We start from the raw sequence: 2,517 nt of genomic DNA on the forward strand, positions 1-2,517 counted from the left end.
AAAGAAGTTTCTTGGCTTGACCTTAAATGTTTGGGAACTTTCTCCATTATGTTTTCACAGTCCTCAATTATTTTTTTCTTTCTTGCTATTTCGTTTTCGATTTTCAATTTTGCATCCATCAAACAACACCTGCCTTTGTTCATCAATGCCATTATCTTCTTCATCAGGACATACATCGCTTGGTGATTCACAAGGCTCACATGGCCTTTCAATATTATTTATAATATTGTTGTTAGTACCTCTGTCGATTATGTTCTCTGGAACATTGCATACCAGCTTATTATTCATTACAAGATTAGCCACAGATTCTTCACCAAGTAAAATTCCAGAATCTCCATTATATAATATTTCATTATCTATGATCATTCCAAATTGTCCGTTATTATTTTCTAAGCCTTCTTCACGATTACATACTATTTTGCTTCCACCGAAAAAATAATTGGTATATTGTTCAAAAATGACATGAGTACCAAATATAGTTCCTTTAACCATATTTACAAGAAACACATAATCTCTTTCTTGACTTGTTATCATTATCTATTAATTAATTATCAAATGTTATATTGTTACTACCAAACATCTCTAAGCCATTGTTTCTATTTCTTATCATTCATTCCAGGGAATATCTAAAGGTCTTCGCAGCAACTGATGTTTAAAAACAGGAACATTGTTTTTCTTACCAAGGATTCTGAGCTGCTCTTTATATGCACCCTTTAAATTATCATGAAATGCAATACAAGCGATACCGCCTTTTATGGACTTAATGCAATTTTCTAGTTTTACCAGTCCATCTTCACATTCGTAATGTCCAGAAACCAGCCAGTGATTGGGTAGGATATGAGATATACCAAAAGCATTTTCTTCCCAAGTCTGCAGCACAGCACCTGCAAAAGCCGGTTCAAAGTGAACACCGCCTACACAAAGCAAGTTTTTCAGTTTTTTGCCACTGTCGTTAAAAATGTCGGTAAGAGCATGTGCTATAACTTTTGAAGCTAAGGAGTTTGACCAACTGGATGGTGTACTTCCAATCTCTATGTCAACTAATGGCACCGGAAATTGTGGTATCATATCTGGAGTGCCACCATTATTGATGATACCAGACCAGTGGGTTCCTTCTGTTGTAATTCTAAAATCCTCTAGCCCTACCGCAATTCGATTTTTCTCTAATGACAATAATAAGTTATGCATATAAAGAGGATTAGCATTTCCAAAATAACCGGTTTCTACATCTCCTGTAGTATGTACTGGAAGAATTTTATCCGGAGCATTTTGCCCCTCATGCCATGTCACTAAGCCTGCCATATCAAAATCAGAAAAATAACGATTCATAATGGTCAAATAGAGCCTATAATCATGGCAAACAACTTTACTGGTTCTAACGAAGTAAAATTCATTACCTTTATCATCTAAATGTTTTTGCACTGGATTATCATCAATAATAATATTGGTGTCAACCAGGCTGTATATTTTTGATAGTTTATTGAAAACATTCCCTGCAACCGGGTCGATATCTGGATTTATGCAAAAGAAGTAAACTGCTTTTTTAGTTGAAGACATTAGTCATCCCTCCTGTATATTTTGCAATCCTAATACTCACATCAAAGAACTTTTGAAAATTACTTCCTCGTTTATCTATATATTTATCATTTATAATACCAGAATTTACTATACATTTACACTCCTTGTTTATGGGTAAAATGTCAAAAACCAAGCCATTAACTTCAATTAAGGCTTGGCAATTCTATTAATATGCCATCAGTTCGATAATTTCTTATGCTGATTCCTTGTATTACAATCTGTGACAAGCCTAAATATGTAAGAAAGACTTCCTATGAATTATAAAAAAATCCCTCTAACTTAACGCTAAAGGGAATAAAACATGTCTAATTATTAAAAAAACAGCAAGCATATCCTATAGAATTAAAATAATCAGTATTCAGTTAGCCAAAGCCAATCTTTTTACTGCTTGATCCAAATTGTCTACAAAGAAAATATCATTGCCTTTGTTACACTCGAATATAAAATCTCTTAAAGGCTTGCTTGTGTACTTGGAAAAGTCACCAATAATAGCCAACTTTGTATGATAATTTATGAACTTTTGCAGAACCTCACCAGCAATACCGCTACTAAGTGTGAAGAATTCTTCACATATGACCTTTTTATCTAAGATAATTCTATTGCAGTCTTTCTCATATATTATTGTCATAATAAGGTCGAGAGCAGATTGTGCATCAGTTATTAAAATATCTTCACTTTCAATATATACAATGGAAATGCTTTTCCCGAAAAAAGTGTATTTCATTATTAAGTACCCCTTTTTTAGTTTATTTGTTCAAATATCGTATCAGTAATATTTATTAAACTATGTCTATCTTCAAGCAAAATATTGATTTGAGCGTTTGGAATAAGTTTTTAGACTTAAAAACCATTTTTCTGCATCGCTGACATCCGTGAATAATCTAAGAACACCTTGTTCTGCACTTTCAACAATCGCATCTCTAAACTCACTACTCAAGC

The 2,517-nt window shown here is 33.1% G+C and carries 3 protein-coding genes; all 3 read right to left on the reverse strand.

Annotated elements, in window-relative coordinates; genetic code table 11:
- Positions 1–63 precede the first annotated feature (63 nt).
- The 3 genes from ACESM9_RS15490 to ACESM9_RS15500 all read right to left on the reverse strand — a co-directional run bounded on the left by ACESM9_RS15490 (position 64) and on the right by ACESM9_RS15500 (position 2,302).
- Positions 64–534, reverse strand: coding sequence for a hypothetical protein (locus ACESM9_RS15490; protein WP_373000801.1), 471 nt, complete (start codon positions 532–534; stop codon positions 64–66).
- A gap of 72 nt (positions 535–606) precedes the next feature.
- Positions 607–1,557, reverse strand: a complete 951-nt coding sequence (locus ACESM9_RS15495) for a D-aminoacyl-tRNA deacylase (protein ID WP_373000804.1) — start codon at positions 1,555–1,557, stop codon at positions 607–609.
- 379 nt (positions 1,558–1,936) lie between these two features.
- Complete coding sequence (locus tag ACESM9_RS15500) at positions 1,937–2,302, reverse strand: DUF4180 domain-containing protein (RefSeq protein WP_373000807.1); 366 nt, start codon at positions 2,300–2,302, stop codon at positions 1,937–1,939.
- Positions 2,303–2,517: the final 215 nt, after the last annotated feature.

This window comes from Lutispora sp. (assembly GCF_041687175.1).
Classification (GTDB): Bacteria; Bacillota; Clostridia; order Lutisporales; family Lutisporaceae; genus Lutispora.